This is a genomic window from uncultured Amnibacterium sp., assembly GCF_964250715.1.
GTDB lineage: Bacteria > Actinomycetota > Actinomycetes > Actinomycetales > Microbacteriaceae > Amnibacterium.
Genome location: NZ_CAXUGX010000004.1, coordinates 1 through 26,482 on the forward strand (window position 1 = coordinate 1; position 26,482 = coordinate 26,482).

The window sequence follows — 26,482 nt, forward strand, 5'->3', positions numbered from 1 at the left end:
CGTGGATGGCGTCCATCGACAGCAGCAGCGCCTCGAACCGGCGGGCCTCCGACACGTGACTCCACCGCGTGGTCTTGCGCAGCCGGATCAGGGCCTCATCCGTCGCCGCCGCGGTCCCGAGCTCGATCGGCGGATCCAGCAGATCGTCGTCCGGGTCCGGCGGATCCCACGCCTCCAGCGGGAGGGACTGCAGGAACTCGTCATCGACATCCGGATCGAACCACTCATCGGGTCCCCCCGACGCCATGGCATCGAACCAACTATCGAACATGGCACTACTCAACACCACACCACCGACACTCCCAATCGACAGTGTCTTCGAGGAAAATGAGGGTCGGTCAGGGCGCAGCGGTGAGGACGGTGGATTCGGTGACCAGCAGCATCGGTACCGGCGGTGCCGGAGCGATGACCTCGCCCTGCACCGCGACCCAGTCACCACCCTCAACCCGGTACTCGGCGGTGTAGCCGACCCGAACCGACACCGTCGCCTTCCCCCGCTGCGCATACACGTGGCCGGTCGGGGTCGCGGTCAACTCCTCCTGACCGAGCGACGCCCACGACGCCCCCGGCGTCTGGGTCTGGGCGACTTCACCGTCGCCGTACTCCCACAAGTACTCCGTTGGCGTAAACCGCACCTGCACCGGCGTATCGAACAAGCGTCCGTCGACGGTTGCTGGCGCGACCACCACCCAGAAGTTCGCCGGCACCCCGACCACAGCCCACCCACGGGGCTCGGAATGCAGCACCCCCTGCACCGGAAGGAACCGCTCCACATCGTTCGCCGTCACCACCCGCGGGGCCATCGCCGGCACGACCACCGGCCTCTGAGGAATAACCTCTGGCGGCAAGAGCGGCAACGCTCGATCCTGCTGAAACAGGTACGGCAACGGCACAGCCCCGTACTCGGCTTTCAGATATCCCCTCAAGGTCTTCGGCGCCGGCGCCGGCGCTGGCCTCGGACACGGCGGTGTCGCCCCGCACGCGACGGACCGCTTCACGCCACTCTTCCCCGCCGAAGTCCGCCCGCCTTCCGCCCGAGAACGGGAAGCATGAAGGTCGAGATGATCCCCCTTCACCGTCGCGTGCGTATCCCCGCTCAAAGCGGAATCCAGAGTGTCACCCAACCAGCCGTCTGCTGCTCCTTTCGCACCGGCGCTCGCCTGGATCCCGAAAACCAGGAGTATGCCGATCGTCAGCAAACGGAATTGCCCGACCATGTCTCGTTCCGATCGATGATGAGTCGCTGCCCCTCGCGACGGAACGTCACAAGGACGGTTCTCTCAGCAGTAACAGCTCTGCTTTGAACTGAGTTGCCATGAGCGTCGACGAAACCAGCGTTCGAGGAATCCAGGCAGACATACGCACGAAGTTCGCCGGAAGCTGCGTCGACCATCTGAGGCGTGAAGTTACGAGCCTCATATTTCCCAACGGCGCGATAGTGACGGTTTGCAATTCGTTTGGCGCCTGCCGCATCACCGATGTACTCGACTTTACTCAGATATGGGGTGAGGCGCTCTGGACTCTTCCCCCCATCCCGAGCCACTTCGCTACTAACGTCCGTGTAGTCGCGAAAGACGTCTTCGGCTTGTCGCACGAAAGCTTCTCGACTCGGAGGTGCAGAAGTGGAAGATGAGGGCTCACCTGGGTTGCGGGAAATAGGTGTCGCGGGCTCGACAGAACTGCAGGCCGTGAGCAGGGCCGCCACGGCCAGCCCCAGACCGAGAGCCGCGCTGCCCGTGATCCCCCGTCGCATGCAGCCACGGTAGGACAGGGCGCGCAGCCTCAGCGAAGTTTCTCCACAAGCGAGTTGCCCACAGCCGCCAGCCATTCCCGACAGCGGGAGCTCGGCCGTTCATTCGGCCGACCGGACCACCCACGACACGCGCCGCAGCAGCGGCGGCGCGTCAACTCACGCTGATCAGGTCGAAGTAGTCGGGGTTCCAGTGGTCCTCGGTGCCGTCCGGCATGATCAGCACGCGCTCGGGGTTCAGGGCTTCCACGGCGCCCTCGTCGTGGCTGACGAGCACGACGGCTCCGGCGTACTCGGCGAGAGCGCCGAGTATTTCGTCGCGGCTGGCGGGGTCCAGATTGTTGGTGGGCTCGTCCAGCAGCAGCACATTGGCGGCGGAGACCACGAGCATGGCGAGCGCCAGGCGGGTCTTCTCGCCGCCGGAGAGCACGCCTGCGGGTTTCGCGGAGTCGTCGCCAGTGAACAGGAACGAGCCAAGCACCCGCCGCGCTTCAGTGGCGGAGAGCGCCGGGGCGGCGGACAGCATGTTCTCCAGCACGCTGCGGGCCACGTCGATGGTCTCGTGCTCCTGGGCGTAGTAGCCGATTCGCAGGCCGTGGCCGGGTTCGATCGCTCCGGTGTCGGGGGCGTCCACGCCGGCGAGGATGCGCAGCAGCGTGGTCTTCCCCGCGCCGTTCAGCCCGAGGACCACGACCTTGGAGCCGCGGTCGATCGCCAGGTCGACGGCGGAGAAGATCTCGAGCGACCCGTACGACTTGCTGAGGTCCCGCGCCATCAGCGGGGTGCGGCCGGACGGTGCGGGATCGGGGAAGCGCAGCTTGGCCACGCGCTCCACCTGGCGCACCTCCTCCAGGCCGGCCATCATCCGCTCGGCTCGGCGCACCATGTTCTGGGCGGCGACCGCCTTGGTCGCCTTGGCACCCATCTTCGCGGCCTGCAGCTGCAGCGCTCCGGCTTTCTTCTCGGTGTTCGTGCGTTCACGCTTGCGGCGCTGCTCGTCGCTCTCGCGCTGCTTCAGGTACGCGCGCCAGCCCATGTTGTAGATGTCCAGCACCTGGCGGTTGGCGTCCAGGTAGAAGACGCGGTTCACGACGTCGCCGACCAGGTCGACGTCGTGGCTGATCACGATCACGCCGCCCTTGTAGGTCTTCAGAAAGTCGCGCAGCCAGACGACGGAGTCGGCGTCCAGGTGGTTCGTCGGTTCGTCCAGGATCAGCGTGGAGGCGTCCGAGAACAGAATGCGGGCCAACTCGATCCGCCGCCGCTGGCCGCCGGACAACGTGGAGAGGGGCTGCTCCAGGATTCGGTCAGGCAGGTTCAGATTACTGGCGATGGCGGCGGCTTCGGCTTCGGCCGCGTACCCGCCACGGGCCAGGAACTCCTCCTCGATCACCGGATATCGGTTCAGGGCCTTCTCGGCGACGGCCGGGTCGGGATCGGCCATCCGCTCGGTCACCTCGGTCAGCTGCAGCATCACGGTGCCGAGTCCTCGGGCGTCCAGGATGCGGGTGCGGGCCAGTTGCTCCGGGTCGCCGGCGCGCGGATCCTGCGGCAGGTAGCCGATCTCGCCGCTGCGTTCGATGCGGCCGCCGGTGGGTTGCGCCTGCCCGGCGAGCGCCTTCGTCAGCGTCGTCTTGCCGGCGCCGTTGCGGCCGACCAGGCCGACCTTGTCGCCCGCGCCGACCCGGAATTCGACGTCGGACATCAGCAGGCGGGCGCCGACGGAGATCTCGAGGTCGTGCACGGCGAGCACAACACACCTCGGGTTCCTGATCGACGGGACGGATGGAACTGCCGTGAAAGCAGCCCTCTAGTGTAGGTGCCGACCACACGACCGCATTCCGTAAGGAGCCCGGTGTCGACCGCAGCCCTACCCATTTCCGGTGCCGTCCTGGCCGACCGACTGCTGCCCCGCCGCCTCGCGGTCGACGCCGCCCTCGTCGTGGGGGGTGCGGCGCTGACAGCCGTGCTGGCGCAGGTCGAGATCCCGCTCTGGCCGGTCCCTATCACCGGCCAGACCCTGGCCGTGCTGCTGACCGGCGCGACGCTCGGTGCTACCCGTGGAGCGGCATCCATGCTGCTGTACGCGGTGGCAGGGCTGGTACTGCCGATCTACTCGGACCATGCGTCGGGCTTCGCCGTGCTGCTGGGGCCGACGGGCGGCTACATCGTCGGGTTCATCCTGGCCGCGGCCTTCACGGGCTGGCTCGCGCAGCGGCAGGTGGAGCGCAGGCTGGTGCGGGGCCTGCTCGCCTTCGTCGCGGGGTCGGTGGTGGTGTTCATCGTGGGCGTGCCGTGGCTGGCCGTCGTGCTCCACCTATCGGCGCCGGAGGCGATCGCGGCGGGCTTCACGCCCTTCATCGTGGGCGGCATCGTCAAGGCGGCGATCGCGGCGGGCGTCCTCAGAGGCGCCTGGGCGCTGGTGGCACGAGCCGACCGCACCCACTGACCGAGCTCCGGCCAACGCGGCCCGCCCGGTCAGCCGACCTGCAGAACCGGAGGTCGGTCGACTTGTTCGGCCGACCGGAGCACCCACGACGTCTTCGACGTGTGTACACGTCGAAGACCGATAAGCACGGTCTCTGAATTTGCGGGTCGCTCCGCGACTCGCAAACTCAGATCTGGAAGCCGATGCTCCGCATCATCTCGCGACCGTCGTCGGTCATCTTCTCGGGGCCCCACGGCGGCATCCAGACCCAGTTGATGCGGAACCGCTCCACGTGGCCGTCGAGCGCCTGCGCGGTCTCGTCCTCGATGACGTCGGTCAGGGGGCAACCGGCGGAGGTGAGGGTCATGCTGATGACGAGCGCGTCGGTCTCGTCGTCCCAGTTCAGGTCGTAGATGAGTCCCAGGTCGACGATGTTCACGCCGAGCTCGGGGTCGACGACGTCTTTCAGCGCCTCGGAGATCTCGTCGAAGCGCTCCGGCGCCAGCGTTGCGGTAGCCATCAGACCACCGTAGCCGGGGTCAGGAAGCGGTCGTAGCCCTCGTCCTCGAGCCGGTCGGCCAGCTCGGGCCCGCCTTCCTCGGCGACGCGGCCGGCGACGAACACGTGCACGAAGTCGGGGCGGATGTACCGCAGGATGCGGGTGTAGTGCGTGATCAGCAGGACGCCCAGGCCAGTTGCCGCCTTGGCGCGATTCACACCCTCCGACACGATCTTCAGCGCGTCCACGTCCAGTCCGGAGTCGGTCTCGTCGAGCACCGCGAACTTCGGTTTCAGCAGTTCCAGCTGCAGGATCTCGTGGCGCTTCTTCTCGCCGCCGGAGAAGCCCTCGTTCACGTTGCGCTCGGCGAACACCTGGTCCATGCGCAGGGCGGTCATCGAATCGCGGACCTCCTTGACCCAGCCGCGCAGCGCGGGAGCCTTGCCGTCGACGGCGGTCTTGGCGGTGCGCAGGAAGTTGGAGACGGTGACGCCGGGGATCTCGACCGGGTACTGCATCGCGAGGAAGAGTCCGGCGCGCGCCCGCTCGTCGACGGTCATCGCCAGCACATCCCGCCCGTCGAACGTGATGGATCCCGACTCGACCGTGTACTTGGGGTGACCGGCGATCGTGTAGGCGAGGGTGGACTTGCCGGACCCGTTGGGGCCCATGACCGCGTGGGTCTCGCCCTCGGCGATCGACAGGTCGACGCCGCGCAGGATCTGCTTGACGCCCTGGTCGGTGGTGACGCTGACGTGCAGGTCGGCGATCTGAAGGGTGGACATGTGGTTCCTTCCGCCCGCTACGCGGGCAGCTCCCCGTCGGGGACGGGGGTCGGGTCGATGTAGACGTCGCCGCCGGTGACGGTGACGCGGAAGACGGGGACCGGCTGGTAGGCCGGCAGGGTGAGGGGGCGGCCGGTCGCCAGCGAGAACTTGGAGCCGTGCGCCCAGCACTCGAGGGTGTCATCCTCGACGAAGCCCTCGGCCAGCGAGATGTCGCCATGGGTGCAGGTGTCGCCGATGGCGTGCACGGTGCCGGTGGAGTCACGGACCACGGCGACGGCGGTGCCGTCGAGCACGACCCGCAGTGCCTGGTCGACGATCAGCTCGTCGACCGCGCAGACGCGCTCGCTCATCGTGTCGACCCGTCGCCCGCCAGTTCGGCCTCGATCGCCTCGTGCAGCCGGGCCTCCAGCTCAGGGACGCCGATCTGCTGCACGATCGCGGCGAGGAAGCCGCGCACGACCAACCGCCGGGCCTGCGACTCCGGGATGCCCCGCGCCTGCAGGTAGAAGAGCTGCTCATCGTCGAAGCGGCCGGTGGCGGAGGCGTGCCCCGCGCCGGCGATGTCGCCGGTCTCGATCTCGAGGTTCGGCACGCTGTCTGCTCTGGTGCCCTCGGTCAGCACCAGGTTGCGGTTCTGCTCGTACGAGTCGGTGCCGGTCGCGTCCGGGCCGATGAGCACGTCACCGATCCAGACGGTGTGGGCGCCGTCGCCCTGCAGCGCACCGCGATAGTTGACGCGGCCGCGCGTGTGGTCGCCCTTGTGGAACAGGAACACCTGCTGCTCCAGATGCTGGCCCGCATCCGCGAAGTAGAGCCCGAGCAGATCACCGTCGGCGCCCGGACCGGCCAGCGTCACGGAGGGATTGACCCGCACGATGCCGCCGCCGAGCGAGACGACGACATGCTTCAGCCGCGCGTCCCGGCCGACCGTCGCGAAGTGGCTGGCGACGTGATGCGAGTCGTCGTCCCACTCCTGCACGCTGACGAAGGTGAGCTGCGCGTTGTCGCCGACCAGGATCTCGATGTTCTCGGCGAGATCGGCGTAGCCGGTGTTCCGCAGCACGATGACGGCGGAGGCGTTCGGCGCTACGTCCACGATGGTGTGGAGTGCCGTCGGCTCGGCGGACACGTTGCGGTCGAGTTGCACGTGCACGGGGGTGTCGCCGTCGATGCGCAGCACCATCGCCCGCTCAAACGAGGACCAGGCGTTCGCGGCGGCGCGGTCCTCGGGAATGCCGGCCAGCCCGATCCGCGGATCGTCCCGACCGACGAACGAGACGACCGAGCCGGGTTCGGCGCCGTCGATCGCGGCGCTCCACTCCAGGCCATCGCCGGTCAACCGACCGTCGATCAGCGACTTCAGGTCGGCGATCGGCGTCAGTTTCCAAACCGCCTCGCGGCCGGTGACCTTCGGGAACGCCGTGACGTCGGTGGAACTGAACCGCTCGTTGCGCGTCTGGATCGGTTGGGTGCCGTGGGAGGTGGTTGCGTCAGCAATGATGCCCGGCCGCGTGCCGGTGCCGGTCACCACCTCGGCGGTCCGCCCATCGGGCGTTGCGAGTGTCTCTGTCTCCTTCATCGGGTGCGCGGCGTCTAGCCGACGCTGCCTTCCATGCCCATCTCGATGAGCTTGTTCAGCTCGAGGGCGTACTCCATGGGCAGTTCGCGGGCGATCGGCTCGATGAAGCCACGCACGATCATGGCCATCGCCTCGTCCTCGGGCATGCCGCGACTCATCAGATAGAAGAGCTGCTCCTCGCTGACCTTGGAGACGGTCGCCTCGTGGCCGAGCTGCACGTCGTCGACGCGGATGTCGATGGCCGGGTAGGTGTCGGAGCGCGAGATGGTGTCGACCAGCAGGGCATCGCAGCGCACGGTGTTGGCGGAGTGGTGCGCGTTGGCGTCCACCCGCACCTCGCCGCGGTAGCCGGCCCGTCCGCCGCCGCGCGCGATCGATTTGGAGACGATCGACGATTGCGTGTACGGCGCCATGTGGATCATCTTGGCGCCGGCGTCCTGGTGCTGGCCGGGGCCTGCGAAGGCGACGGACAGGGTCTCGCCGCGAGCGTGCTCGCCCACCAGATAGATGGAGGGGTACTTCATCGTCACCTTGGAGCCGATGTTGCCGTCGATCCACTCCATGGTGGCGCCCTCGTGGGCGATCGCCCGCTTGGTGACCAGGTTGTAGACGTTGTTCGACCAGTTCTGGATGGTCGTGTACCGCACGCGGGCGTTCTTCTTCACGACGATCTCGACGACGGCCGAGTGCAGCGAGTCGCTCTTGTAGATCGGCGCGGTGCAGCCCTCGATGTAGTGCACGTACGAGCCCTCATCCGCGATGATCAGCGTCCGCTCGAACTGCCCCATGTTCTCGGTGTTGATGCGGAAGTATGCCTGCAGAGGAATGTCGACGTGCACCCCCGGCGGCACATAGACGAAGGAGCCGCCGCTCCAGACCGCCGTGTTCAGCGCGGCGAACTTGTTGTCGCCGGCCGGAATGACGGTACCGAAGTACTCGGTGAAGAACTCGGGGTGCTCCTTCAACGCCGTGTCGGTGTCCATGAAGATGACACCCTTCGCCTCCAACTCCTCGGCGATCTGGTGGTACACGACCTCGGACTCGTACTGCGCGGCGACGCCGCCGACCAGCCGCTGCCGCTCCGCCTCGGGGATGCCCAGGCGCTCGTAAGTGGCGCGGATGTCCTCGGGCAGGTCCTCCCACGTCTGCGCCTGACGCTCGGTGGACTTGACGAAGTACTTGATGTTGTCGAAGTCGATGCCGGTCAGGTCGGCACCCCAGGTGGGCATCGGCTTGCGGCCGAACAGGGCCAGACCCTTCAGCCGGTTCTTGATCATCCAGTCGGGCTCGTTCTTGCGCCGGGAGATGTCGGTGACGACCGCTTCGGACAGCCCGCGCCTGGCGGATGCTCCGGCGACGTCGGAGTCGGCCCAGCCGAACTCGTACTGGCCGAGGCCTGCGAGCTCGGGTCGATCGATCAGGACATCCGACATACGGGTTCCTCTACTTCCATCGCACTGCTTCGGTGGTACCGCCGCGAACGGCCGGCACTCCTTGATCAACCGGCGCCGCTGCCGAGGCATTCCGCGCGGGTCGTTGCGCCGCCCGGCCTACCATTTCAACTACAGGCCATTCCAAGTGGAAGGCCAGCCCACGTGCAAGGCCGCTGGCGCCGGTCGCCGCCGGCGGGTGCCCGGCACAACCGCCGCGGCCCGAATCGACCGATGCGTTTCGACCCGTGATGCAGGCCGAGGCCGCCCCATGATCCTAGCCGCGGATACCGACACCGTCAGGAGCAGCCGATGACCGCCACCCGCGAGCGTCCGGGGGCGGTCGTGCCCGGCCCACCGCCTGGTTCTGCTCCCGCGCTGGTGCGGGCCGCAGCCCGGGTCTCGCTCACTGCCGAGATCCTGCTGGTGGGGACCGGCGGGCTGGTGCGGCTGACCGACTCGGGCCTCGGCTGCCCCACCTGGCCGCGATGCGGCACGCAGCTGACGACGACGCCGGAACTCGGCATCCACGGCGTGATCGAGTTCGGCAACCGGCTGCTGACGGTCGCCCTGGTGCTGATCGCCCTCGCCGCGGTCGTGGTCGCCGTTCGCACCTGGCGGCAGCGCCGTGACCTGACGCTGCTCGCGGTGCTGCAACTGCTGAGCATCCCGGCGCAGGCGGTGCTCGGCGGCATCACGGTGCTGACCCACCTGAATCCGTGGGTCGTGGGTGCCCATTTCGTGTTCTCGATGGTGCTCGTCGTGCTGATGACGGCGTTCGTGGTGCGTGCCCGCAGCGCCCCGGGGCTCCGCCGGCTCGTCGTCCCGCCGTGGTTCGCCGCCGCAACCGCGCTGATGGCCGTGCTGGTCGCGGTGACCGTCGGCCTCGGCGTGGTCACCACCGGCTCAGGCCCGCACGCCGGCGCGCAGTCCGCCGACCACGGCCGCAACGGCCTGGACCCCGTGGTGCTACAAGAGCTGCACAGCTACCCGGCCTACGCGCTCGTGCTCGTCAGCATCGTGCTGCTGGTCGCCGCGCTGCGGCTCGGCCTCACCCGTCGGGTGGTGATCGCGCTCGTCGCCGTGGAGGTGGCGCAGATCGTCATCGGCATCGTGCAGGCCCGGAACGGCCTGCCGCCCTACCTGGTCGGCATCCACGAACTGCTCTCCGCCTGCCTGGTCGCCGCGGCCAGTGCGGTCACATTCACCCTGCGGCGCCCCGTCGTCATCAGCCGCTGACGCGTGCCGGCGGCCGTGCCGCCGTCCCGTCAGCAGGTCGACGTCTCGTCAGCAGGTTGCCTGTCGACAGGCGACCTGCCGTCGGGACCTGGTCCTGCTATCGCGCTGAGTGCTCGCGCGCCCGCGGTGGGGCGGAGTGGGGCGGCTCAGTAGGGAGGCTCGGCGGAAAAGGCTCAGTGGAAGAGGAGGGGGTCGATGGCGATCGCCAGGAACAGCAGCGACAGGTAGCCGATGGAGGCGTGGAACACCCGCATGGGTACCGGCTCTCGGCCGGCGATCGCGTCCGCGTACAGGCGGTGCGTCTCGACGATGAACCAGATGCCCGAACCGAGCGCGACGATGCCGTAGACCGGACCGACGTGCGCGACGGGGATCAGCAGCAGCGAGCAGGCGACGGTCGCCCAGGCGTAGAGCACCGTCTGCAGGCCGACCTGACCCCGGCTGCGCACGACCGCGAGCATCGGCACCTGTGCGGCGGCGTAGTCGTCGCGGTACCGCATCGACAGGGGCCAGTAGTGCGGCGGCGTCCACAGGAACACGACGCCGAACAGCACGAAGGCGGCCGGAGCCAGGGTGCCGGTCTGCGCCGCCCAGCCGATCAGCACCGGGAAGCAGCCGGCGATGCCGCCCCAGATGATGTTCTGCTCCGTGCGCCGCTTGAGCCACAGGGTGTAGACGAACACGTAGAAGGCGATCGCCGTGACCGACAGCGCGGCGGCGAGCCAGGTGGTCGTCAGCAGGATCAGCGTGGACACCAGGGTGAGTACCGAGGCGAACACCAGCGCCTGTCGGGTGGTCAAGGCTCCGGTGACCAACGGACGATTTCGCGTGCGATGCATGACCCGGTCGATGTCGCGGTCGATCACGCAGTTGAACGCGCTGGCGGCGCCGGCCGACAACGACCCGCCGATCAGCGTGGCGACGACCGCCCAGGGGTTCGGCAGGCCATGGGCGGCGAGGATCATGACCGGCAGCGTCTCGACCAGCAGCAGCTCGACGACGCGCGGCTTCGTCAGCGACAGATACGCGCGCGCACGCTCGCTCGCACGAGCCCTGCGGGGTCGCGCTGCCGCGGCGCGCGGAGGGGATTGTTCACCCTGGAGTGCTGGAGTCACCGGTGGCAATTGTATGTGAATCGCAGGCGGGGCCTTCCCGCCCGAGAGGCACCGACGACACGATGTCGAGTGTCAGCATTCCTATACTCGAGTGGCGGCTGACGTACGGGTCGCTCACAATTTCACCGGAAGGTCGGTCGTATCTCGTGCCAGCGCTGAACTGGGAATCCATCGACCAGAAGGCCGTGGACACCACGCGTGTCCTCGCCGCCGACGCCGTGCAAAAGACCGGCAACGGGCATCCCGGGACGGCGATCAGCCTCGCCCCGCTGGCCTACCTGCTCTTCCAGAAGGTCATGCGCCGCGACCCGAGCGACAGCACCTGGATCGGCCGCGACCGGTTCATCCTGTCGGCCGGTCACTCCTCGCTCACGCAGTACATCCAGTTCTACCTGGGCGGCTACGGACTCGAACTGACGGACCTGCAGCAGTTGCGCACCTGGGGCTCCAAGACCCCGGGACACCCGGAGTACGGGCACACCGACGGCGTGGAGATCACGACCGGCCCGCTCGGCCAGGGCCTCGCCTCCTCCGTCGGCTTCGCCTATGCGAGCCGGTTCGAGCGCGGCCTGTTCGACCCCGACGCGGCGCCGGGCACCAGTCCCTTCGACCACTTCATCTACGTCGTGGCCAGTGACGGCGACATCGAGGAGGGCATCACCAACGAGGCCTCCTCGCTGGCCGGCTCGCAGCAGCTGGGCAACCTGATCCTGTTCTACGACAAGAACCAGATCTCGATCGAGGACGACACGAACATCGCCCTCTCCGAGGACACCGCGGCGCGCTACGAGGCGCTCGGCTGGCACGTGCAGGTGGTCGACTGGAAGAAGACCGGCGAGTACGTCGAAGACGTCGCCGAGTTGCACGACGCGATCGAGGCGGCCAAGGCGGTCATCGACAAGCCGTCGATCATCGTGCTCGAGACCATCATCGGCTGGCCCTCCCCCACTAAGCAGAACACCGGCAAGATCCACGGCTCGGCCATGGGCGAGGAGGAGGTCGCCGGGCTGAAGACGGTGCTCGGCTTCGACCCCGACAAGTCGTTCGACGTCGCCGACGACGTGATCGAGCACACCCGGCAGGCGATCGATCGCGGCCGTGCGGCCCACGAGCAGTGGCAGCAGGACTTCACGACGTGGGCGGAGGCGAACCCGGAGCGCAAGGCGCTGCTGGACCGCCTGCTCGACTTCCGGCTGCCCGACGACGCCTTCGCCGACGTGCCCGAGTTCCCGGCGGGCAAGGACGTCTCCACCCGAGTCGCCTCCGGCCAGATCATCAACGCGATCGCTCCGCATCTGCCGGAGTTCTGGGGCGGCTCGGCCGACCTCGCGGAGTCGAACAACACGGCGATCGAAGAAGCGGGATCGTTCCTGCCACCGGAACGCGCGACCAAGATGTGGAAGGCCGATCCGTACGGCCGTGTGCTGCACTTCGGCATCCGCGAACACGCGATGGGCGCGATCCTGAACGGCATCGTGCTGCACGGCAACACGCGCGCGTTCGGCGCCACGTTCCTGATCTTCAGCGAGTACATGCGGCCCGCCGTGCGACTGGCGGCCCTCATGAAGGCGCCGACGATCTACGTCTGGACGCACGACTCACTCGCACTCGGCGAGGACGGGCCGACCCACCAGCCGGTCGAGCAGCTGTGGGCGCTGCGGGCGATCCCTCAGCTCGACATCGTCCGCCCCGGCGACGCGAACGAGACCGCCGTCGCCTGGCAGACCGTGCTGGAGCGGCGCAAGGGTCCGGCGGGACTGGCGTTGACGCGGCAGAACATCCCGGTCTACGAGCGAGGCGACGGCCCGGCGACGGGCGATGTCTACGCATCGGCCGAAGGCGTGCGGCAGGGCGCGTACGTGTTCGCCGAGGCGCCCGGCGGAACCCCCGACGTGATCCTGATCGCGACGGGCTCCGAGCTGCAGATCGCCGTCGAGGCACGTCTGAAGCTGAAGGACGACGGTATCAACGCCCGGGTCGTCTCCGCACCGTGCCTGGAATGGTTCGAGGAGCAGTCGGCCGAGTACCGCGAATCGGTGCTGCCCGGCGAGGTGAAGGCGCGGGTCTCGGTCGAGGCCGGGATCGCCCTCGGCTGGCGCGGCTACATCGGCGACGCCGGCCGCAGCGTCTCGGTCGAGGAGTTCGGTGCCAGCGCCGACTACAAGACCCTGTTCGAGAAGTACGGGCTGACCACGGAACACGTGGTCGCCTCCGCCAAGGAATCCCTGGGTGCGCTGACCGGCGCATCCGTCGGCTAAGGAGAACGCATGACCAGCACAGCAACCCGCACCGGTACGGGAACCGAGGGCCTGTCGGCCGCCGGCGTCAGCATCTGGCTCGACGACCTGTCGCGCGAGCGCATCAAGGGCCACGGCCTGGAGCGGTTGATCGCGGAGCGCAACGTCGTCGGCGTGACCACCAACCCGACGATCTTCGCATCCGCGCTCGCCAAGGGCGAGGCGTACGACGAGCAGGTGCGCGAGATCGTAGCCGCCGGCAAGGACGTGCACGAGGCCGTCTTCGAGATCACCACCGCCGACGTGAGCAACGCCGCGGACATCTTCCACGACGTGTTCGAGGCGTCCAAGGGCTATGACGGCCGCGTTTCGATCGAGGTCTCGCCCGAGCTGGCCCACGACACCGACGCGACCAGCGCCGAGGCCGATCGCCTGTGGACGACCATCGGCAAGCCCAACGTGCTGATCAAGATCCCGGCGACCCTGGAGGGGCTGCCCGCGATCACGGCGACGATCGCGAAGGGAATCAGCGTGAATGTGACGCTGATCTTCAGCCTGGAGCGCTACCAGGCGGTGATCGACGCGTACCTCGCCGGGCTCGAGCAAGCCGACGCTGCCGGCATCGACCTCTCGACCATCCACTCCGTCGCGTCGTTCTTCGTCTCCCGCGTCGATGCCGAGGTCGACAAACGCCTCGACGCGATCGGGACCGACGAAGCGAAGGCCCTGAAGAGCAAGGCCGCGATCGCGAACGCACGGCTGGCCTACGAGCTGTTCGTCGCCCAGTTCGCCACGGAGCGGGCGATCGCGCTGCAGGAGAAGGGCGCGAACCGCCAGCGTCCCCTGTGGGCGTCGACCGGGACCAAGGACCCGAGCCTGCCCGACACGCTCTACGTCACCGAACTGGTGACGCACGGCGTCGTCAACACGATGCCCGAGAAGACCCTCGAGGCCACCTTCGACCACGGCGAGGTGCACGGCGACACCGTCGTCGGCAACTACGACGACGCGCGCGAGGTGCTGGGGGCCCTGAAGGCGCTGGGCATCGACATCGACGACGTGACCGACGTCCTCGAGACAGAGGGCGTGGAGAAGTTCATCGCCTCCTGGCACGAACTCACCGACACCGTGACGCAGGCCCTGCAGGCGGCCAAGGAGTGACGACCGGCCTCACGCCCGGCGGCGTCGTTCCGATGCCGCCGGGCGGGTCCCGTCGCGCCCGCCATCGCTGCTGCCGAAGGACGAGCTAGCCATGCCGCCGGTCAGCATCACTCCGGACTACAACCCGCTACGCCTGGCCGCGGACAGGCGCCTGAACCGCATCGCCGGGCCGAGCACCCTTGTGATCTTCGGCGTCACCGGCGACCTGGCGCGCAAGAAGCTGATGCCGGCCGTGTACGACCTGGCCAACCGCGGCCTGCTGCCGCCCGGCTTCGGCCTGGTCGGCTTCGCCCGCCGCGACTGGGCGGACCAGGACTTCAGCCGCATCGTGCACGACTCGGTGCAGCAGTACGCGCGCACCCCGTTCCATGAGGACGTCTGGCAGCAGCTGGCTCAGGGTGTCCGGTTCGTCAGCGGGACCTTCGACGACCCCGACTCCTTCACGCACCTGCGTCACACGTTGGAGACCCTCGACCGCGAGCGCGGGACGATGGGCAATCAGGCGTTCTACCTGTCGATCCCGCCCAAGTCGTTCCCGCAGGTCACCGAGCAGCTTCGCCGGTCGGGGCTCGCAGATCCCAAGCCGGGCGAGTGGCGCCGCGTCGTCATCGAGAAGCCCTTCGGCTCCGACCTGGCGAGCGCTCGGGCGCTGAACTCGGTGGTGGAGAGCGTGTTCCCACCCGACTCCGTGTTCCGCATCGACCATTACCTGGGCAAGGAGACCGTTCAGAACATCCTCGCGCTGCGGTTCGCCAATCAGCTCTATGAGCCGCTGTGGAACGCGAACTACGTCGACCACGTGCAGATCACGATGGCCGAGGACATCGGCGTCGGTGGTCGCGCCGGCTACTACGACGGTATCGGCGCCGCCCGTGACGTGATCCAGAACCACCTGCTGCAACTGCTCGCGCTGACCGCGATGGAGGAGCCCGTGTCGTTCGATGCGGCCAGCCTGCGGGCCGAGAAGGAGAAGGTGCTCTCGGCGGTGCGGATGCCGGCGGACTTCTCGCTCACGACCGCTCGCGGGCAGTACTCCTCCGGGTGGCAGGGCGGCGAGCACGTCGTCGGCTTCCTGGACGAGGAGGGGATGAATCCCGCCTCCACCACCGAGACCTTCGCAGCGGTCAAGCTGGACATCGGAACCCGACGGTGGGCGGGTGCGCCCTTCTACCTGCGCGCCGGCAAGCGCCTGGGCCGCCGGGTCACCGAGATCGCGGTGGTGTTCAAGCGCGCCCCGCACCAGCTGTTCGCCGAGAGCCAGACGTCCCTGCTGGGGCAGAACGCGCTCGTCATCCGCGTGCAGCCCGACGAGGGCGTGACGATCCGGTTCGGCTCCAAGGTGCCGGGTGCCGGCATGCAGGTGCGCGACGTCACCATGGACTTCGGCTACGGCCACGCCTTCACCGAGGCGAGCCCGGAGGCGTACGAGCGTCTGATCCTGGACGTGCTGCTCGGCGAGCCACCGTTGTTCCCCCGGCACGAGGAGGTGGAGTTGTCCTGGAAGATCCTGGACCCCATCGAGGAGTTCTGGGCCGCCTCCGGCCGACCCGACCCCTACCGTCCCGGTACCTGGGGACCCGACTCCGCGGACGCGCTGATGGCACGCGATGGCCGCACCTGGAGGCGCCCGTGATCGTCGACCTGCCCGATTCGAACGCATCCAAGATCCAGCGCTCGCTCGTCACCATCCGTGCCGAGGGCGGTGCTGTCGCCCTGGGCCGCGTGCTCACCCTGGTGATCGCGACGCAGCTCGGGCACGAGGAGGAGGCGATCGAGGCCGCGAACGACGCTTCCCGCGAGCACCCGATGCGCGTCATCGTCATCGCCCGCGACGCCAGTCAGAAGACGGCGGCGCCGCGGCTCGACGCCCAGATCCGGGTCGGCGGTGACGCGGGGGCGAGCGAGGTCGTCGTGCTCCGCGCCTACGGCGCCGCCGGGGCGGACGAGGAAGGCCTGATCACGGGCCTGCTGCTGCCGGACGCGCCGGTGGTCGCCTGGTGGCCCTTGACCGCGCCGGACGTGCCCTCCGACTCCCCCCTCGGACGAATCGCGCAGCGACGGATCACCGACGCCTCCGCGCAGGACGACCCGCAGGCGGCGGTCCACCACCTGGCCGCGACGTACCGTCCGGGCGACACGGACTTCGCCTGGACCCGCCTGACCCTGTGGCGGGCGGTGCTCGCGGCGGTGCTCGACCAGCCGCCATTCGAGCCGGTCACCGGGGTGGAGGTCAGCGGAGCCGCCGACTCCCCATCGACCCGGCTGCTCGCCGCCTGGCTGAGCCTGCAGCTGCAGGTCCCGGTCAGCACCACGCTCTCGAACCGTTCCACCGGATCCAGCGGCATCCACAGCGTGAGCCTGCAGCGTGCCGGCGGAGCGATCGACCTGGAGCGGGTGGTGCCGAACGTCGCCACCCTGTCGCAGCCAGGGCAGCCCGTGCACGAGGTCTCACTCCCTCGCAGGAGTCTGCGAGACTGCCTTGCGGAAGAACTGCGACGCCTCGACCCCGACGACCTGTACGGGGCAGTGCTGCGCGAGGGCCTCGCCCAGCTGCCGGACCCGACCGGCCGCGGGCTGGTCGCCGCCGCATCGTGACGCCGCACGAGTCGTGACGCCTGACGAGGAGATCGAATGACGAACGAGCGGCGTGTGCTCGTGCACCCGGACGGGGCATCGCTCGTCGGAGCCGTTGCCGCCCGCTTCTTGACGAAGCTGGTGGACCTGCTCGACGAGTTCGACGAGGTCAACGTCGTCCTGACCGGCGGCACCGTGGGCGGGGCCGTGCAGCGCGCGGTCGCATCCTCCTCCATGCGCGACAGCATCGACTGGACCCGCGTGCACTTCTGGTGGGGCGACGAACGATTCCTGCCGAAGCAGGATCCGGAGCGCAACGAGACGCAGGCGCGCGAAGCGCTGCTCAGCCTGATCCCCACGCCCGAGTCCCACATTCATCCCTACCCGGCGTCCGACGAGATCGCCGACCTGGATCGCGCTGCCGACGCCTATGCGACGGTGCTCGCCGAGCACGCGCCCGCGGGCAAGACCGTGCCGCGCTTCGACATCGTGTTCCTGGGCGTCGGCCCGGACGGGCACATCGCGTCCCTGTTCCCGGAACGGGACGGATACCACTCCGGGACGAAGACCGTCGTCGGAGTCGTGGACGCGCCGAAGCCGCCGCCGCTGCGGCTCAGCCTGACGCTGCCGGCGCTGAACAGCGCCGACCGGATCTGGATGGTACTTGCCGGAGCCGAGAAGGCTTCGGCGCTGGGGCTGGCCCTCGCCGGCGCGTCGGAGGACGAGGTGCCCGTCGCCGGGGTGCAGGGCCGCAAGCGCACCGTCTTCTTCGTCGACCAGGAGGCGGCGGCGCAGGTGCCGAGCAACTTGATCGTCTCCAGCTACTGACCCTGCGGTTCCAATCGACCTGCTGTGTCGACAGCAGGACCAGGTCTCGACAGCAGGTCCCTGGTCGACCAGGAGCCTGCGATAAGGACGGTGTCCTGCTGACGTGCTCTGGCTGTCGGCGGTTTGCGGCGGTCAGGGCGAGGGGGTCAGGCCTCGGCGGCGACCTTGCCTCGGCGGACGCGCAGTTGGTGCAGGGCGTCTTCCAGCAGTTGGGCCGCCTCCTCCTCGGTACGTCGCTCTTTCACGTACGCGAGGTGGGTCTTGTACGGCTCGGTCTTGGAGACCGCGGGCGGGTTGGCCTGGTCCCGGCCGGCTGGAAGGCCGCTGGATGGGGAGTCGATGGTGACGGGGATCTCGTCGGCCGGGAGGTTGGCGGCGAAGTACCGCACCGTCTCGTTGCCGAGCGCGTCCCAGTAGCTGATCGCCACGCGGTCGGCGTGGTGGCCGTGGTCCTGCTCGCCCATCGGGCCCGCACCGACGCGGGAACCGCGAATCGCACTGCCGCCAGACGCCATGGTGTCTCTCTTCCGTGGTGGTGGTGGTGAGGGCTCAGGAGCCCGTGAATAAGTGGTGAGGGCTCAGGAGCCCGTGGATAGGTACCGAGGGCTCAGGAGCCCGTGAACTTCGTGATGAGGCCGAGGACGATGACCGCTGCGATCCAGATCACGCCGAGGATCACGGTGATGCGGTTCAGGTTGCGTTCCGCGACCCCGGAGGAGCCGAGGCTGGATGTGACGCCGCCGCCGAACATGTCGGACAGTCCGCCGCCTCGACCGCGGTGCAACAGGATCAGCAGGGTGAGCAGCAGCGACGTGATGCCGAGCACCACCTGCAGCACGACCTGAAGGATCGCCATGACGGTCTCCCTCCACGATCGACAAGGCTTTCATGATCGACAACTCCGATACAGCGAGTTGTCAGCCGGGACAAGTATAGCGGTCGTCCCGCGCGGGTCGACCGTCGGTCAGCGCGTCACGTGCTTCGGGAAGCGCACGATGTCCGCGAATCCGGCGGCGTCGAGGCTGGCACCACCCACGAGCGCCCCATCCACGTCGGCCTGGCGCATGAAGTCCGCGATGTTGTCCCGCTTCACCGACCCGCCGTACAAAATGCGGGTGCGGTCCGCCGCTTCGGCGCCGAGCACCTCGCCGAGCGCCACGCGCAGGGCGGTACACACCTCTTGCGCCTGCTCGGGGGTCGCCGCCTGGCCGGAGCCGATCGCCCACACCGGCTCATAGGCCACGACCAGGTCGGCGTCGGCGGGTACACCGTCGAGCGCCGCCCGCAACTGGGCGACCGGCACCGCGCTCGCACCCTGCTGCTCACGGTCCTCGGCCGTCTCGCCGACGCAGAGCACCGGTACCAGCGCACTGTCGAGCGCGGCACGCACCTTCGCGCCGACTACCTGGTCCGTCTCGGCGTGCAGACTTCGACGCTCGGAGTGACCCACGATCACGTAGGTCGCGTCGAGGGCCTTCAGCAGCGGTCCGGAGATATCGCCCGTGTAGGCGCCGGAGGCGTGCGGCGAGAGGTCCTGAGCCCCGAACCGCAGGGGCAGCCGATCGGCGCTGATCAGGGTCTGCACGCTGCGCAGGTCGGTGAACGGCGGGAAGACGGCCACCTCCACGATCCGCTCGTCGTAGCCGTGATCCTGCAGGGTCCAGGCCAGCTTCTGCACCAGCGCGATCGCCTGCAGGTGGTCGAGGTTCATCTTCCAGTTGCCCGCGATGAGCGGCAGTCGTCCGGTCTGCGGAGCGGCGTCGCGGCGGGCCGACCTGGGCGCCTTCATGCGGCCCAGCCCAACACGGACAGGCCGGGCAGGGTCTTGCCCTCGAGGAACTCCAGGCTGGCGCCGCCGCCGGTGGAGATGTGCCCGAACTGGTCGTCCCGGAATCCGAGGGCGCGGACGGCCGCGGCCGAGTCGCCGCCGCCGACGACGGAGAGCCCGCCGACCTCGGTGAGGGCCTGCGCGACCGCCCGCGTGCCCGCCGCGAACGCCGGGAACTCGAACACGCCCATCGGCCCGTTCCAGAACACGGTGGTGGAGTCGCGCACTCGCTCGGCGAACGCGGCCGCGGTCTGCGGGCCGATGTCCAGACCGATCGCGGACGGGCCGAACGACGACGACTCGATCCCGTCAGCGGCCACGGTCTCGTGGGGCGCATCGGCGGCGAACTCGGCGGCCACAACGATGTCGGTCGGCAGCACGAGCTGGACGCCGTGCTGCTGCGCGCGCTCCAGATAGCCGCGCACCGTGTCGATCTGGTCCTGCTCGAGCAGGCTGCGGCCGACGGCGTGGCCCTGCGCGGCGAGGAACGTGAAGAGCATGCCGCCGCCGATCAGCAGCGAATCGACCCGGGGCAGCAGGTGGTCGATGACCCCCAGCTTGTCGCTGACCTTCGAGCCGCCGAGTATCACGGTGTACGGGCGCTCGACGGTGTCGGTGCAGCGTTGCAGCACGGTCAGCTCGTCCGCGATCAACGTACCCGCTGCGCTCGGCAGCATCTGCGCGAGTTCGACCACGCTCGCCTGCTCGCGGTGCACGACGCCGAACCCGTCGGAGACGAACGCGTCGGCGAAGCGGGCCAGCTCGGCGGCGTAGGCACGTCGGCCGTCACCGTCCTTCGTCGTCTCGCGCGGGTCGAACCGCAGGTTCTCGAGCACGGTCACGTCAGCGTCACCGAGGTCGGTTTCCCCGGCCGGCGCGCCGCTGAACGCGACGGGGCGCCCGAGCAGCTCGCCCAACCGGCGGGCGACCGGGCCCAGGGAGTACTGCTCGTCGGGATGCCCGTCGGGCCGACCCAGATGCGAGAGCACGCGCACTCGGGCACCGGAGTCCAGCAGGCGGGTGAGGGTCGGCACCGACGCACGGATCCGCCCGTCGTCCGTGATGGCGCCGTCGCGCAGCGGCACGTTCAGGTCGCAGCGGACGACCACGGTGCGGCCGTCGAGCGGGCCGAGGGAATCGAGGGTGCGAAGGGTCATCCTGCGCGTCGCGCCTACTCGCCGTACCTGGCGCCGGTCAGAGCCGGGCGGCCACGTAGTCGGTCAGGTCGACGAGGCGGTTGGAGTAGCCCCACTCGTTGTCGTACCAGGACGAGAGCTTGACCTGGTTGCCGATGACGCGCGTGAGGTCGGCGTCGAACAGTGACGAGTGCGGGTCGCCGGCGACGTCGGCGGACACGATCGGGTCCTCCACGTACTTCAGGATGCCCTTCAGCGGGCCGTCGGCCGCTTCGCGGTATGCGGCCTTGACCTCGTCGACGGTGACCGTGCGTCCCGACGTCACGGTCAGGTCGGTGATGGAGCCGACCGGGACCGGGACGCGCAGCGCGAAGCCGTCGAGCTTGCCCTTCAGCTCCGGCAGCACGAGCCCGATGGCTTTGGCGGCGCCCGTGGAGGTGGGGATGATGCTGAGCGCGGCGGCACGGGCACGACGCAGGTCGCTGTGGGGCCCGTCCTGCAGGTTCTGGTCCGCCGTGTAGGCGTGCACGGTGGTCATCAGGCCGTTCTCGATGCCGAACGCGTCGTTGAAGACCTTGGCGAGCGGTGCCAGGCAGTTGGTCGTGCAGGAGGCGTTGGACAGGATGTGCATCGACGCCGGGTCGTACGAGCCCTCGTTGACGCCCATCACGAACGTGCCGTCCTCGCCGCTGGCCGGCGCAGAGATGATGACCTTCTTGGCACCCGCGGTGATGTGCTTGCGCGCATCGTCTGCCTTGGTGAACCGACCCGTCGACTCGATGACGATGTCGACACCCAGGTCGCCCCAGCCGAGCGCGGCCGGGTCGCGCTGCTCCAGCACCTGCACGGCCTTGCCGTTCACGACGATGGTGTCGCCCTCGACCGAGACGGTCTGGGACAGCGGGCCGGCGACCGAATCGTACTTCAGCAGGTGGGCGAGCGCCCGATTGTCGGTCAGGTCGTTGACGGCCACGATTTCGAGGTCGCTGCCCTTGGCCAGCGCGGCACGAAAGTAGTTGCGGCCGATGCGGCCGAATCCGTTGATGCCGATCTTGACGGTCACGAAGAGCCTTCCGATTCGGGTGCGCGCATGTCGGCGCGCCGGGGTTCCGGCCGGTGACGGCAGGGCTTCGCCAGCCTAGGGCAGGAGCAAACCGGACTGCTCAGCCGCCGCGAAGCGGGCCGCGACGTCGTCCCAGGCGACGATGTTCCAGAAGGCCTTGACGTAGTCGGCACGGACGTTCTTGTAGTCGAGGTAGTACGCGTGCTCCCACACGTCGAGCAGCAGCAGCGGCACGCTGCCGACCGGGAAGTCCTGCTGCTGGTCGTGGAACTGCACGATGATCGGCCGGCGGCCGATGGAGTCGTAGACGAGCGCCGCCCAGCCGGACCCCTGCACGCCCATGGCCGCAGCCGTGAAGTGCGCCGTGAACGCGTCGAACGAGCCGAAGAACTCGTCGATCGCGGCGGCGAGCTCGCCGGTGGGCTTGTCGCCGCCGTCGGGTGAGAGGTTCTTCCAGAACACCGAGTGGTTCACGTGGCCGCCCAGATTGAAGACCAGATCGCGTTCGAGCTTGTTGATGTTCGCGAAGCTGCCGGTCGCGCGCGCCTCGGTCAGTGCGTCGAGCGTGGCGTTGGCGCCGGTGACGTACGCCTGGTGGTGCTTGCCATGGTGCAGCTCCATGATCTGCGCACTGATGTGCGGAGCGAGGGCCCCGTAGTCGTAGCCGAGTTCGGGCAGGGTGTAGACGGGCATGGCGGGCCTCCGGTCGAACAGTGGGTTGGCGGTTCGATCCTAGAACCGGCCGGTGACGCCGACCTGATCGCCCGACCCGGGCAGCGTTCGACCGGCCCCCGCTGGCAGTGCGGTTCAGGCGTCGAGGTCGATGGGCAGGTCGGCGTCGGTGCCGGGCACGCCGGTCTCGACCGCACGCTTGTCGGCGAGGGCCAGCAGGCGGCGGATGCGGCCGGCGACGGCATCCTTGGTCATCGGCGGGTCGGCGTGGTGGCCGAGCTCGTCGAGGCTCGCGTCTCGGTGCGCGAGGCGCAGCTGGCCGGCGTACTTGAGGTGTTTGGGCGTGCCGTCGCCGAGGATCTCGAGCGCGCGTTCGACCCGGGCGCACGCGGCCACGGCGGCCTGGGCGCTGCGCCGCAGGTTGGCGTCGTCGAAGTTGACGAGGCGGTTGGTGTTGGCGCGGATCTCGCGGCGCTGCCGCAGGTCCTCCCAGTTCTGCACGCTCTCGCGGGCACCCATGTGGTTCAGCATGTCGCTGATCGCCTCGCCGTCGCGGATGACGACCCGGTGCACCCCACGCACCTCGCGGGCCTTCGCGGCCACCTCGAGCCGGCCGGCCGCGCCGACCAGCGCCATCGCCGTCTCATTGCCGGGGCAGGTGACTTCCAGGGCCGCCGAGCGACCCGGATCGGTGAGCGAGCCGTGGGCCAGGAACGCACCACGCCAGACGGCCTCGATCTCGTCGGGCGACCCGGTCGTCAGCCGGTTGGGCAACCCCCGGATGGGCCGGCGGCGGGCATCGAGCAGGCCGGTCTGCCGCGCAAGGGTCTCGCCCCCGTCGACGACCCGGACCAGGAAGTGATGGTTACGTCGGACCCCGGAGGCGGACAGCACCGTCATCTCACTGCGGACGCCGTAGAGCTCCGCCAGGTCGCGGCGGACCCGCTTGGCGAGCTGGGGCGTGTCGAGCTCCGACTCCACCGCGATCCGACCCGAGATCAGGTGCAGACCGCCCGAGAACCGAAGGATCGTGGCCAGTTCCGCCGCCCGGACCGCCGTTCTGCCGACCTCGACCCGGGTCAGCTCGTCCTTCACCTCAGCCGTCAGCACCAATGCTCGCGTCCCCGTCCTCAACCCGTCATGCGCCGCTGGCGCCGCCCTCGGTGACCCAGTGTCGCACCCGTGGGGGGCGTTCAGCACACCCCCTCATCAGACCCCTATTCCCGGCCGAGGTCCCGGTGTTTGACCCGCACGGCGACCCCCGGCTGCGACTCCAGCAACCCCGCCAGACGCTCCACCAGGGCGACCGAGCGGTGCTTGCCGCCGGTGCAGCCGACGGCGATGGTGGCGTGGCTCTTGTTCTCGCGCTGATAGCCGGCCAGCACCGGCGCCAGCGCACCGGCGTAGCGCTCGACGAACTCACCGGCTCCCGGCTGGCTGAGCACGTAGTCGCTGACGCGCTGGTCGCGGCCCGTCATGGGCCGCAGCTCCGGCACCCAGAACGGGTTGGGCAGGAAGCGGGCGTCCGCCACCATGTCGGCGTCGGTCGGCACGCCGTACTTGAAGCCGAAGCTCGTCAGCGTGATGCGCACCCCCGGGGTCTCGTCGTCGGCGAACAGCTCGTTGATGGCCGAGGCGAGCTGATGGATGTTCAGCTCGGAGGTGTCGATGATGATGTCGCTCTGCTCCCGCACCTCCAGGGTCAGCTCCCGCTCCGCGGCGATGCCGTCGAGCAGCGTGCCGCCCTCCTGCAGCGGATGGGGACGGCGCACCTGCTCGAAGCGGCGGACCAGGGACGCGTCGTTCGCCTCCAGGAACAGCAGGCGGAACTGCGGCCGGTCGCCGGTGTCGAGTTCGGAGAACACCGCTCCCCCGCGCACGTCGACGACGACCGCGATGCGGTTCAGCCGGTCGCCGGAGTGGCCGGCCAACTCCAGCAGCGGGCGCAGCATCTGCGGCGGCAGGTTGTCGACGACGTACCAGCCGAGGTCTTCCAGGGCGTTGCCGACCGTGGTGCGGCCGGCCCCGGACATGCCCGTGACGACCAGGACCGACGGTGCCCCGCCCGTGGGAGCCTCCGCGGTCGGTATCTGTGCCGTCGCCGTTGCCGCTTCCGCTGTCAACGCTGCGGCGACGCTCGCTGCGGTGGCGTCCGTCATGGCGGGCAGCCCTCTCCCCGTCTCGTCCGGTGCGGTCATGACGAGCTTAGTGAGGCGCTTTCGGTGTCGGCGGCGAGGCGGTCGAGCACCGCCGCGGCCAGGACCGTGCCGAAGCCCGGGACCCCGGCTATGTCGTCGACCGTGGCGCGCTTCAGCCGGGCGACGGATCCGAAGTGCTTCAGCAGCACCCGCACCCGCGCCTCGCCGAGCCCCGGGACCTGCGCCAACTGCGAGGAGATGTCGCGCTTGCGACGGATGCGCTGGTGGGTGATCGCGAAGCGGTGTGCTTCGTCGCGCAGCCGCTGCAGCAGGAAGAGCGCATCGCTGTTGCGCGGCAGGATGACCGGGAAATCCGCGTCGGGCAACCAGATCTCCTCCAGCCGCTTCGCGAGGCCGCAAACCGCGATGCCCTCGATGCCGGAGTCGGCGATCGCCCGCGCAGCGGCCTGCACCTGGGGTTGACCGCCGTCGACGACGAGCAGGTTCGGCCGGTACGAGAACCGCTCGCCCTGCTGCACGTCGGTGCCGTCCCGCTCCTTGAGGTAGGCGAGGCGGCGGCGCAGCACCTGGTACATCGAGTCGGTGTCGTCGGTGGTGGAGGCGACGTTGAAGCGCCGGTACTGATCCTTGCGCGGCAGGCCGTCCTCGAACACGACCATGGAGGCGACCACGTTCGTGCCCGCCAGGTGCGACACGTCGAAGCACTCGATTCGGAGCGGCGACTCGGCCAACTCCAATGCCTGCTGGATGTCGGCGATCGCCTGGCTGCGCGCGGTGAAGTCGGCGCTGCGGCGCGTCTTGTAGAGCATGAGGGCGTGCGCGGCGTTGCGGCCGGCGGTCTCGGCGAGCGCCGCCTTCTCGCCGCGCTCGGCGACGTGCAGGACGACCCGGCCGGCGCCCCGCAGCCCGTCCGACTCCCGCCCGGCCGTGCGCCGGTCCGTCAGCCAGGTCTCCAGCAGGGCCGCGTCCTCGGGTCGGACGGGGACGAGCACCTCCCGCGGCGGGTAGGCGTCGTCCTCGTACGCGCTCAGCACCACTCGCTCCACCAGCTCGCCGAGCGGCACGTCGAGCTCCTTGTCGACGACCCAGCTGCGGGTACCGCGGATGCGGCCGGCGCGCACGATGAACTGCTGCACGCTGGCGGCGAGCTCGTCGTCGGCGATGCCGAAGACGTCCGCATCCACGTCCTCGCGCAGCACGACGGCGGTCTTGGAGAGCGCCGCCTCCATCGCGCCGAGCGCGTCGCGGTAACGCGCCGCCGCCTCGTAGTTCTGTGCCGCCGCCGCCTCGCGCATGCGGTGCGTCAGGTCGACGCGGTAGCGGGCGTCGCCGCCGGCCATGAACGCCACCATGTCGTCGGCGATCTCTCGGTGCGCTGCGACCGGGATGCGTCCGACGCACGGTGCCGTGCACTTGCCGATGTCGCCGAGCAGGCACGGCCGGCCGGTCAGCTCGGCACGTCGGTAGGTGGTGTCCGAGCAGCTGCGCATCGGGAAGACCTTGAGCATCAGGTCGAGCGTCTCGCGGATGGCCCACACCTTGGTGTACGGCCCGAAGTACTTGGCGCCGCGCAGCCGTCGGTTGCGGGTGACCAGCACCCGCGGCACCTCCTCGCCCAGCGTGACGGCCAGGTACGGGTACGACTTGTCGTCCCGGAACTGCACGTTGAAGGGCGGGGCGTACTCCTTGATCCAGCTGTACTCCAGCTGCAGGGCCTCGAACTCGGTGCCGACGACGGTCCATTCCACGCTCGCCGCGGTGGTCACCATGCGGCGGGTGCGCTCGTGCAGGGTGTGCAGCGGAGCGAAGTAGTTGGTCAGCCGCTGCCGCAGGCTCTTGGCCTTGCCGACATACAGCACCCGCCCGGACGCGTCACGGAACCGGTACACACCGGGGCTCGTGGGGATCTCGCCCGCGGCGGGCCGGTAGGCGACCGTGTCGGTGCGTCCTCGGTCCATGTGTCCTGGGTCCGCACGCGTGTGATTCGGCATGCGGT

At 69.2% G+C, this 26,482-nt stretch carries 26 protein-coding genes; 7 read left to right on the top strand and 19 right to left on the bottom strand.

Going from position 1 to position 26,482, the window contains the following annotated elements; all coding sequences use genetic code 11:
• The 4 genes from ACFE7H_RS05260 to ACFE7H_RS05275 form a co-directional block, all read right to left on the bottom strand.
• On the bottom strand, positions 1 to 271 hold a 271-nt coding region (locus tag ACFE7H_RS05260), incomplete at its 3' end, for a hypothetical protein (RefSeq protein ID WP_375400171.1).
• Between the two features lie 67 nt (positions 272 to 338).
• Positions 339 to 803 (bottom strand): hypothetical protein, encoded by a 465-nt coding sequence (locus ACFE7H_RS05265; protein WP_375400172.1) that lies wholly within the window; start codon positions 801 to 803, stop codon positions 339 to 341.
• 389 nt (positions 804 to 1,192) lie between these two features.
• Positions 1,193 to 1,594: a hypothetical protein gene (locus tag ACFE7H_RS05270; RefSeq protein ID WP_375400173.1), complete on the bottom strand. Its 402-nt coding sequence runs from the start codon at positions 1,592 to 1,594 to the stop codon at positions 1,193 to 1,195.
• A 310-nt stretch (positions 1,595 to 1,904) separates the two neighbouring features.
• Positions 1,905 to 3,503 (bottom strand): ABC-F family ATP-binding cassette domain-containing protein, encoded by a 1,599-nt coding sequence (locus ACFE7H_RS05275; RefSeq protein WP_375400174.1) that lies wholly within the window; start codon positions 3,501 to 3,503, stop codon positions 1,905 to 1,907.
• 102 nt (positions 3,504 to 3,605) lie between these two features.
• Between ACFE7H_RS05275 and ACFE7H_RS05280 the strand changes: the two genes are divergently transcribed.
• On the top strand, positions 3,606 to 4,199 hold the full coding sequence (locus ACFE7H_RS05280) for a biotin transporter BioY (protein WP_375400175.1): 594 nt from the start codon (positions 3,606 to 3,608) through the stop codon (positions 4,197 to 4,199).
• Positions 4,200 to 4,365: 166 nt separating this feature from the next.
• Here ACFE7H_RS05280 and ACFE7H_RS05285 read toward each other — a convergent pair whose 3' ends face one another.
• The 5 genes from ACFE7H_RS05285 to sufB are packed head-to-tail and all read right to left on the bottom strand — an operon-like array spanning position 4,366 to position 8,477.
• Positions 4,366 to 4,698 carry a metal-sulfur cluster assembly factor gene (locus ACFE7H_RS05285; protein ID WP_375400176.1) on the bottom strand — a complete coding sequence of 111 codons (333 nt, stop codon included), beginning with the start codon at positions 4,696 to 4,698 and terminating at the stop codon, positions 4,366 to 4,368.
• The gene (sufC, locus tag ACFE7H_RS05290; RefSeq protein WP_375400177.1) at positions 4,698 to 5,462 is read right to left on the bottom strand and encodes a Fe-S cluster assembly ATPase SufC; all 765 of its coding nucleotides are present in this window, start codon (positions 5,460 to 5,462) and stop codon (positions 4,698 to 4,700) included. The genes ACFE7H_RS05285 and sufC overlap by 1 nt, the downstream gene beginning before the upstream one ends.
• 17 nt (positions 5,463 to 5,479) lie before the next feature.
• Positions 5,480 to 5,815, bottom strand: a complete 336-nt coding sequence (locus tag ACFE7H_RS05295; protein ID WP_375400178.1) for a non-heme iron oxygenase ferredoxin subunit — start codon at positions 5,813 to 5,815, stop codon at positions 5,480 to 5,482.
• Positions 5,812 to 7,044: a Fe-S cluster assembly protein SufD gene (sufD, locus tag ACFE7H_RS05300; protein WP_375400179.1), complete on the bottom strand. Its 1,233-nt coding sequence runs from the start codon at positions 7,042 to 7,044 to the stop codon at positions 5,812 to 5,814. The genes ACFE7H_RS05295 and sufD overlap by 4 nt, the downstream gene beginning before the upstream one ends.
• 14 nt (positions 7,045 to 7,058) lie before the next feature.
• A complete protein-coding gene (gene sufB, locus ACFE7H_RS05305; protein WP_375400180.1) occupies positions 7,059 to 8,477 on the bottom strand; it encodes a Fe-S cluster assembly protein SufB in 1,419 nt (472 codons plus the stop codon).
• Positions 8,478 to 8,786: 309 nt separating this feature from the next.
• Between sufB and ACFE7H_RS05310 the strand changes: the two genes are divergently transcribed.
• Positions 8,787 to 9,713: a heme A synthase gene (locus tag ACFE7H_RS05310; protein ID WP_375400181.1), complete on the top strand. Its 927-nt coding sequence runs from the start codon at positions 8,787 to 8,789 to the stop codon at positions 9,711 to 9,713.
• A 173-nt stretch (positions 9,714 to 9,886) separates the two neighbouring features.
• On the opposite strand, the gene ACFE7H_RS05315 is transcribed toward ACFE7H_RS05310, so the two are convergent.
• The gene (locus ACFE7H_RS05315) at positions 9,887 to 10,828 is read right to left on the bottom strand and encodes a heme o synthase (protein ID WP_375400182.1); all 942 of its coding nucleotides are present in this window, start codon (positions 10,826 to 10,828) and stop codon (positions 9,887 to 9,889) included.
• A 146-nt stretch (positions 10,829 to 10,974) separates the two neighbouring features.
• Here ACFE7H_RS05315 and tkt point away from each other — a divergent pair, with 146 nt between their 5' ends.
• The 5 genes from tkt (at position 10,975) to pgl (ending at position 17,628) form a co-directional block, all read left to right on the top strand.
• Positions 10,975 to 13,086 (top strand): transketolase, encoded by a 2,112-nt coding sequence (gene tkt, locus ACFE7H_RS05320; RefSeq protein WP_375400183.1) that lies wholly within the window; start codon positions 10,975 to 10,977, stop codon positions 13,084 to 13,086.
• A gap of 9 nt (positions 13,087 to 13,095) precedes the next feature.
• Positions 13,096 to 14,226, top strand: coding sequence for a transaldolase (gene tal, locus ACFE7H_RS05325; protein ID WP_375400184.1), 1,131 nt, complete (start codon positions 13,096 to 13,098; stop codon positions 14,224 to 14,226).
• 91 nt (positions 14,227 to 14,317) lie between these two features.
• Complete coding sequence (zwf, locus tag ACFE7H_RS05330; protein ID WP_375400185.1) at positions 14,318 to 15,859, top strand: glucose-6-phosphate dehydrogenase; 1,542 nt, start codon at positions 14,318 to 14,320, stop codon at positions 15,857 to 15,859.
• Entirely contained in the window at positions 15,856 to 16,821 is a 966-nt protein-coding gene (locus ACFE7H_RS05335; protein WP_375400186.1) for a glucose-6-phosphate dehydrogenase assembly protein OpcA, read from the top strand. The genes zwf and ACFE7H_RS05335 overlap by 4 nt, the downstream gene beginning before the upstream one ends.
• 36 nt (positions 16,822 to 16,857) lie before the next feature.
• Positions 16,858 to 17,628: a 6-phosphogluconolactonase gene (gene pgl / locus ACFE7H_RS05340; protein WP_375400187.1), complete on the top strand. Its 771-nt coding sequence runs from the start codon at positions 16,858 to 16,860 to the stop codon at positions 17,626 to 17,628.
• 146 nt (positions 17,629 to 17,774) lie between these two features.
• On the opposite strand, the gene ACFE7H_RS05345 is transcribed toward pgl, so the two are convergent.
• The 9 genes from ACFE7H_RS05345 to uvrC form a co-directional block, all read right to left on the bottom strand.
• Positions 17,775 to 18,143: an RNA polymerase-binding protein RbpA gene (locus ACFE7H_RS05345; RefSeq protein ID WP_375400188.1), complete on the bottom strand. Its 369-nt coding sequence runs from the start codon at positions 18,141 to 18,143 to the stop codon at positions 17,775 to 17,777.
• A 92-nt stretch (positions 18,144 to 18,235) separates the two neighbouring features.
• Positions 18,236 to 18,484 (bottom strand): preprotein translocase subunit SecG, encoded by a 249-nt coding sequence (secG, locus tag ACFE7H_RS05350; RefSeq protein WP_375400189.1) that lies wholly within the window; start codon positions 18,482 to 18,484, stop codon positions 18,236 to 18,238.
• Between the two features lie 108 nt (positions 18,485 to 18,592).
• Positions 18,593 to 19,417 carry a triose-phosphate isomerase gene (gene tpiA / locus ACFE7H_RS05355; RefSeq protein ID WP_375400190.1) on the bottom strand — a complete coding sequence of 275 codons (825 nt, stop codon included), beginning with the start codon at positions 19,415 to 19,417 and terminating at the stop codon, positions 18,593 to 18,595.
• Positions 19,414 to 20,613, bottom strand: a complete 1,200-nt coding sequence (locus tag ACFE7H_RS05360) for a phosphoglycerate kinase (protein WP_375400191.1) — start codon at positions 20,611 to 20,613, stop codon at positions 19,414 to 19,416. The genes tpiA and ACFE7H_RS05360 overlap by 4 nt, the downstream gene beginning before the upstream one ends.
• A gap of 37 nt (positions 20,614 to 20,650) precedes the next feature.
• Positions 20,651 to 21,655 carry a type I glyceraldehyde-3-phosphate dehydrogenase gene (gap, locus tag ACFE7H_RS05365; RefSeq protein ID WP_375400192.1) on the bottom strand — a complete coding sequence of 335 codons (1,005 nt, stop codon included), beginning with the start codon at positions 21,653 to 21,655 and terminating at the stop codon, positions 20,651 to 20,653.
• Between the two features lie 75 nt (positions 21,656 to 21,730).
• The gene (locus tag ACFE7H_RS05370) at positions 21,731 to 22,348 is read right to left on the bottom strand and encodes a superoxide dismutase (RefSeq protein ID WP_375400193.1); all 618 of its coding nucleotides are present in this window, start codon (positions 22,346 to 22,348) and stop codon (positions 21,731 to 21,733) included.
• 114 nt (positions 22,349 to 22,462) lie between these two features.
• Positions 22,463 to 23,440: a DNA-binding protein WhiA gene (gene whiA, locus ACFE7H_RS05375; RefSeq protein WP_375400194.1), complete on the bottom strand. Its 978-nt coding sequence runs from the start codon at positions 23,438 to 23,440 to the stop codon at positions 22,463 to 22,465.
• A 104-nt stretch (positions 23,441 to 23,544) separates the two neighbouring features.
• Positions 23,545 to 24,486 (bottom strand): RNase adapter RapZ, encoded by a 942-nt coding sequence (rapZ, locus tag ACFE7H_RS05380; protein ID WP_375400367.1) that lies wholly within the window; start codon positions 24,484 to 24,486, stop codon positions 23,545 to 23,547.
• A gap of 35 nt (positions 24,487 to 24,521) precedes the next feature.
• The gene (uvrC, locus tag ACFE7H_RS05385) at positions 24,522 to 26,444 is read right to left on the bottom strand and encodes an excinuclease ABC subunit UvrC (RefSeq protein WP_375400195.1); all 1,923 of its coding nucleotides are present in this window, start codon (positions 26,442 to 26,444) and stop codon (positions 24,522 to 24,524) included.
• Positions 26,445 to 26,482: the final 38 nt, after the last annotated feature.